This window comes from Streptomyces torulosus, assembly GCF_001419765.1.
Classification (GTDB): domain Bacteria; phylum Actinomycetota; class Actinomycetes; order Streptomycetales; family Streptomycetaceae; genus Streptomyces; species Streptomyces torulosus.
The window spans coordinates 1-5,357 of sequence record NZ_LIRK01000435.1 but is presented as its reverse complement, the minus strand read 5'-3'; the positions used below and the strand labels follow the sequence as shown (position 1 = coordinate 5,357).

Below are 5,357 nucleotides of genomic sequence, written 5' to 3'. Positions count from 1 at the left end.
TTCGGGGCGGGCCGAGTACGCGCCGCATCCGGATCAGCACCGCCCGGCCGCCCGCCCCGAACGCGCCCCGCGGGGCACGCGCCGCCGCCATCTCGTACATCGCGGTCGCCAGGGCCTCGCGGGAATGCCCGTGCAGGGCACGGTCGTCGGCGACCATCTCCAGCAGCAGAGCCGTCTGCTCCCGGACATGGCGGGCCACGGGCAGCCGACGGAAGACGGAGTGGAACGCCTCCGCGGCGGCCAGCACCAGATGGTGACGGCCCGTGACATGGGCCTGCTCGTGCTCCAGCACGGCGCCGAGCTGCTCGGCCGTCAGCTCACGGACGGCCCCGTCACTGACCACGATCCGGGGCGAGCGGCCCGGCAGACAGTAGGCGGCGGGCACGTCGTACGGCAGGACGACGGCACCCAGCCGGGCCGACCGGCGCCCCACCAGATCCACCGCCCGCCGGTGCCGCGCCCGTGCCCGGCGGGCCCGTACGGCGTGGAAGGCGAAGCTCCCCGCGAGGGCGAGGCCCAGCGCGGCGGGCAGGGCCACGGCGACCCGGGCGGCGGTCCGCGGATCGGCGCCGCTCCCGAGGACGGCGAGCCCGCAGGAGTGCAGCAGCCCCAGCAGGCCCGCGTGCGGATGCCCGGCGGGCATGGCCAGGTGGTACGCGGTCAGCGCGACGCCCAGCGAGAACGACAGGGCCAGCGCGTGCCAGACCGCGAGGGCGGCGGCGGGCGCCCGGTGCGGCCAGTCGGCCCGCACGAGCAGCGGCGGGGCCACGAAGCCCACCAGGGCCGTGTAGGCGACCAGGACGGGCGTCGCGTTCACGGCTTCGCCTGTCGTCCCACGGTCCGCAGGGCCTTGCGCAGGGCGGCCACCTCTTCCTCGGTCATGTTCTCCACGAAGTGGACCAGCGCGGCCGGGCGGTCCTTGCTCGCACCCAGACCGTCCTCCATCAGCGCGGCGGCGTAGGCCTCGCGGCTGCGGACGGGTGAGTAGAGCCACGCTCGGCCCTGCTTGCCGCGCAGCAACCAGCCCTTGTTGTAGAGGATGTTGGTGACCGTCATCACCGTCGTGTAGGCCACGGGCCGGGTCAGGTTGATGTCGTCGACGACCTCGCGCACCGTCGCGGGACGGTTCCACGTCCAGAGGCGGTCCATGATCTCCGCTTCCAGTTCCCCCAGCCGGCGCATGCCCTGACTCCCTCGCCCCACCCGACGTGCACAACGAATACGTAAGTCCATAGTAGGTTAGTAGAACTGGCGGTCCGTCCACGGGGTGATCGGTGCCGAGCCGTGTCTCGGCGCACCCCGGGCACACCCCAGCGAAACCCGACACACACGACACGCAAGGGACCCGTGAACCGTGCCCACGACGAGGCCGTGACCGGCCTCGGAGCGCCGCACCGCCGGCCGCGCCCGCCCCTGCGGGCCCGCGGCCTTCTCGTGTGCGCGCTGCTGCTGGGCCTGCTCGGCATGCACGGTCTCGGACCGGTCCCCGCGCTCCACGAAGCCGCCGCCGGGCATGACCGCATGACGGCGGGCGCGACGCGTGCGGGCGCGGAGGCGCCCGTTCGGGTGTCGATGCCGGGGGCGTGCGGTCACGACACCGACGGCGGTACGGGGCATCTGCACCACGCGGACCCGACCTGTGCCTCGGCGTCCGTGGGCCAGGCCCCGGCAGTGGTGCCGGTGCTGGTGCCCGATGTGGTGACGTGGGCCGAACGGGCGCACGTGTGGCCGTCGTTGACGGGCTCCGGCCCCGAAGGCGGCCGCGCGCCACCGTCCCTCGCCGAACTCCAGCTTCTGCGGATCTAGAGAAGCCCGCACGCCGCCGCACGCCCACCGGGCCACGGCGCCGTGCCCCGGAACGCCCCTCTTCCGACTTCTCGATCCGAACAACGCAGGAGTACCACCATGACCGCATCCCGCGGATTCCTCCGTCGTGCCGCCCTCACCGTCACCGCCGGCGCCGCCGCCCTCGTCCTGACCGCGTGCGGCGGCGACAGCGACGGCAACAGCCACGACATGGGCTCGATGGCCTCCGAGTCCGGCTCCCCCAAGGCCGGTTCGTCCGGCAAGGCCGGGGCGGGCGGCCACAACAAGGCGGACGTCGGCTTCGCCGAGGAGATGATCCAGCACCACCGCCAGGCCGTGGACATGGCCGAACTCGCCGACAGCCGCGCCGCCTCACCGGAGGTCAAGGAGCTCGCCACCAAGATCAAGGGCGCCCAGGACCCGGAGATCGAGACGATGTCCGGCTGGCTCACCGCCTGGGGCGAGAAGGTCCCCGAGGACATGGCCGGCATGGACCACGACATGGCGTCCGGCATGCCCGGCATGATGAGCGCCGAAGACATGGCAGACCTGGAGAAGGCGTCCGGCGCCGCCTTCGACGAGAAGTTCCTGAAGCTGATGGTCGAGCACCACGAAGGCGCCGTGGAGATGGCCGAGACCGAGAAGGCCGAGGGGAAGTACGGCCCCGCGATCGACCTCGCCGACGATGTCATCACGGCCCAGACCGCAGAGATCGAGCAGATGAACAAGATGCTCGACCGGAGCTGACGTTCGCGGGGCGGCGGTCGGCGGGTGGCGGGTACCGGGCGGCGGCCGGTGGGTGGCGTGCCAGGACCGTCGCCGCCGCCGTCTCCGTTATCGCCACTGTCACGCCGTCACCCCCGTCACCCCGTCACCGCTGTTCCCGGCGGCGGTGACGGGAGTGCCGCGAGGCTGCGGGCCGGATGGTGGGGGCCCAGGAAGACGACGATGCCCTGGCCGTCGGGGGAGGGGTGCGTCGCCTGGGTCCAGTCCCGGTGGCGGTAGAAGGACACGGCGCGGGGCGACCGGGTGGACGTCAGCAGCCAGGAGCGGCCCCCGGGTGCCTCCGCGGTGACGGCCGCCAGCAGTTCACCGGCGACGCCGCGGCCCCGGGCGCCCGGCCGTACGGCCAGTTCGTCGATCTCAAGGGCCCCGCACAGCCAGTCGGCGGTGCGCTCGGGGCCCAGACCGACGGCCACCTGCGGGTAGCAGCGGCCCGTGGGGAAGGGCGTCCCGGTGGTCCACGCGGTGGCGAACCCGGCTACCTCCGCGCCGGCGAACGCGAGCGCCGCGGTGAACCCGCCCCTCGCGGCATCCCCCGACAACCGTCGCACGAACGCGTCCCCCGTGCTCTCGTCCTCGTTCCAGGGCGGGGCGCGGAAGACGTCGACGTAGACGGAGCGCAGTGCGTCGGCGTGGGCGAGGACATCGGCGCCCTTGAGGACCTGGACGCTCATCGGCCCGTCACCGCCTCCGCCGGAGCTGGACCTGGCGTTCGTCGCGGACGACACACAGGGCATGGGCGTCGGTCGACTCTTGGGCAACCACATGCGCGGGCAGGCGCGGGCAGCGGCTGGCCGGTGTGCGGGTGGTGTCCCATCCGGCCGCCGAGGGGTTCTGTCGGCGGATGGGCGCGGAGCGCGTGGGCACGGTCGGGCCCGTGCCGCCGAAGGTCACCTGGGAGCGGCCGGAACTGTGGTTCGCGGTCGCTCGACCTCCGGCCCCCTGAACACGGCGGGCCGCCGGGCCGTACCCCGTGCCACACGCCCCGGCGCCGCCGGCCCCTCGGGGGGCGGCCCGGGGAGGAGAAGGACAGGAGCGACCCGATGGCGGACAAGATCTTCACCGTGGACGGAATGACCTGCGGCCACTGCGCCACGAGCATCACCGAGGAGGTCGTACGCGTGGTCGGCGTCACGGCCGTCGACGTCGACGTCAGGTCGGGCCTGGTGATCGTCTCGGGAGACAGGGTCGAGGACGCCGCCGTACGCGCGGCCATCGTCGAGGCGGGCTACGAGGTCGCGGAGGTCGTACGCCGAACGGCGGCGTGAGCGACTGAACGGGCGGCCTGACGCGCCTGAACGGAGGCCCGGTCGCCCTGGCCGGGGGCGGCCCGTGGCCCTTCTCCCCAGGGTCGACTCCTACCAGCGATCCGGCCGCCCGGACCACCGCCCCGTCGCCCCCGTCGCGCGACTCCCCGGCTGGCGGCGGTCCCGGTCGTACGGCGCTCAGATGTCCCGGAAGAGACCAGTGAACGCGCTGACCTGCGACGATGCGTGGCTGATGGCAGCTGACCAGGGCGAATGACCTTTCAGCTGTTTCATGTTCGTGCCAGTTGATGGGGCCGGAAGTCCCAGAAAAGTCCCAGAGGACTCCCACCGCTGACGGGCGCCCTTTCGGCTCTGTACGCCAACGTGAGCTCGTCGAACGCTCTTGTTGTCGACGGGGGTGCGGGAGCCTTGATGTCGGGTGACTGGCGCTCGGCGGATGCCTTGCGGGATCGTAGGTTCTGATGATCGACGCTGACTCTGCGGGCGTCGGCGGCAGTGAGCCGGTGATGCCCGCCAAGACTGGGCCGCCGTACAGCGAGCGGCCCGTCGCGCGTGCCCGGCAAACCCTTAGCCGCATTGGACCGAACTCCCGTACACGGCAGGCAAGTTGCGGCGGGCGCCTACACTCGCCCCATGAGGCAGCAACCACCCCCGCCACCCCTCACCGAGGCCGAGACAGCCGAGGCCGAGCAGGAACTGGGTGTGTCTCTTCCCCCGGAATACCGGGACTACCTGCGCGAGGTGAGCGCCGGTGGAGCACTGGCCCGGCTGGAGCGGACCGATCGCGGTTGGTGGTGGGCCGGGAACGATGAGGCGAGGCGGGCTCTGCCGGCCGTGCCCTTTCCCCACCCCGACTCCTATGACGAGGCCGACGACGAGTTGGCCGCGCGGGAGCCGCAGGCCGAGGCGTTCGAGGACGAGGCGGCGTACGCCGACGCATGGCGTGCCTGGGACGACGAGGCCGGCGAGTTCGAGGACTTGAAGACCGCCGGTGCCGTGGTCGTGCAGGAGCATGGGTGCGGCTTCTCCACGCTACTGGCAGTGACCGGCCCGCTGGCGGGCACGGTGTGGTGGGACGGGCGCGCGACCTGCGACCGGATCGTGCCGTTGTCCCTGGACCATCTCGGCGCGGCCCGACCGGTCCGGTTCGCGGAGTGGCTGCGGCACGGTTCGTGGGCCCTGCTGCCACCGGACTGGCCGCGCCACCCATCGACCCCCGTCGTCCCTCGCCAGCGGCTCAATTGCGGGTGAGCGACGGAAGGCGCCCCTGGACCGCCGGACACATTGCCGTGGCGGCTGCCCTCATGGTTCTTCCGCACGTGGGCCGCTTCGGTAAGTCTGTCGGGCGGGTCACGATCGGACACGTCGGACAAAAGTAGAAGGAGGAGCCCCCGTGGGCGCATACGAACGTGAGCCTCGCAGGCGAGCTGACACATCGCCGCCCGTGTCCCAGGCCGTACGACAGGTGGTCGCGCCCATGAGCGGAGACGCCCGGGCGTC

Annotated in this window: 7 protein-coding genes and 1 pseudogene; 5 read left to right on the top strand and 3 right to left on the bottom strand. The window is 72.6% G+C overall.

From position 1 onward, the window contains the following. The coding region (locus AOK23_RS28040) for a M56 family metallopeptidase (RefSeq protein WP_055715403.1) at positions 1-817 on the bottom strand (817 nt) is incomplete at its 3' end. Next, positions 814-1,182 carry a BlaI/MecI/CopY family transcriptional regulator gene (locus tag AOK23_RS28035; protein WP_055715402.1) on the bottom strand — a complete coding sequence of 123 codons (369 nt, stop codon included), beginning with the start codon at positions 1,180-1,182 and terminating at the stop codon, positions 814-816. The genes AOK23_RS28035 and AOK23_RS28040, both read right to left, overlap by 4 nt. Before the next feature lie 165 nt (positions 1,183-1,347). On the opposite strand from AOK23_RS28035, the gene AOK23_RS48095 reads away from it, so the two are divergent. Together AOK23_RS48095 and AOK23_RS28025 are read left to right on the top strand one after the other, a co-directional pair. Next, positions 1,348-1,806 (top strand): DUF6153 family protein, encoded by a 459-nt coding sequence (locus AOK23_RS48095; protein ID WP_157878176.1) that lies wholly within the window; start codon positions 1,348-1,350, stop codon positions 1,804-1,806. Positions 1,807-1,905: 99 nt separating this feature from the next. Further along, positions 1,906-2,553, top strand: coding sequence for a DUF305 domain-containing protein (locus AOK23_RS28025; RefSeq protein WP_055715401.1), 648 nt, complete (start codon positions 1,906-1,908; stop codon positions 2,551-2,553). Between the two features lie 116 nt (positions 2,554-2,669). Here AOK23_RS28025 and AOK23_RS28020 read toward each other — a convergent pair whose 3' ends face one another. Beyond that, positions 2,670-3,263, bottom strand: coding sequence for a GNAT family N-acetyltransferase (locus AOK23_RS28020; RefSeq protein WP_055715400.1), 594 nt, complete (start codon positions 3,261-3,263; stop codon positions 2,670-2,672). A gap of 16 nt (positions 3,264-3,279) precedes the next feature. Here AOK23_RS28020 and AOK23_RS50410 point away from each other — a divergent pair. The 3 genes and pseudogenes from AOK23_RS50410 to AOK23_RS28010 all read left to right on the top strand — a co-directional run. Beyond that, positions 3,280-3,535: pseudogene (locus AOK23_RS50410) on the top strand (GNAT family N-acetyltransferase); the annotation flags it as partial. A 97-nt stretch (positions 3,536-3,632) separates the two neighbouring features. Continuing rightward, the gene (locus AOK23_RS28015; protein WP_055715399.1) at positions 3,633-3,857 is read left to right on the top strand and encodes a heavy-metal-associated domain-containing protein; all 225 of its coding nucleotides are present in this window, start codon (positions 3,633-3,635) and stop codon (positions 3,855-3,857) included. 633 nt (positions 3,858-4,490) lie between these two features. Next, complete coding sequence (locus AOK23_RS28010) at positions 4,491-5,108, top strand: SMI1/KNR4 family protein (RefSeq protein ID WP_240496595.1); 618 nt, start codon at positions 4,491-4,493, stop codon at positions 5,106-5,108. Positions 5,109-5,357: the final 249 nt, after the last annotated feature.

Excerpts from the sequence above, each read along its gene's own strand:
- AOK23_RS28025 (WP_055715401.1), top strand. The coding sequence starts at position 1,906 with ATGACCGCATCCCGCGGATTCCTCCGTCGTGCCGCCCTCACCGTCACC.
- AOK23_RS28010 (WP_240496595.1), top strand. The coding sequence starts at position 4,491 with ATGAGGCAGCAACCACCCCCGCCACCCCTCACCGAGGCCGAGACAGCC.
- AOK23_RS28020 (WP_055715400.1), bottom strand. The coding sequence starts at position 3,263 with ATGAGCGTCCAGGTCCTCAAGGGCGCCGATGTCCTCGCCCACGCCGAC.
- AOK23_RS28035 (WP_055715402.1), bottom strand. The coding sequence starts at position 1,182 with ATGCGCCGGCTGGGGGAACTGGAAGCGGAGATCATGGACCGCCTCTGG.
- AOK23_RS28015 (WP_055715399.1), top strand. The coding sequence starts at position 3,633 with ATGGCGGACAAGATCTTCACCGTGGACGGAATGACCTGCGGCCACTGC.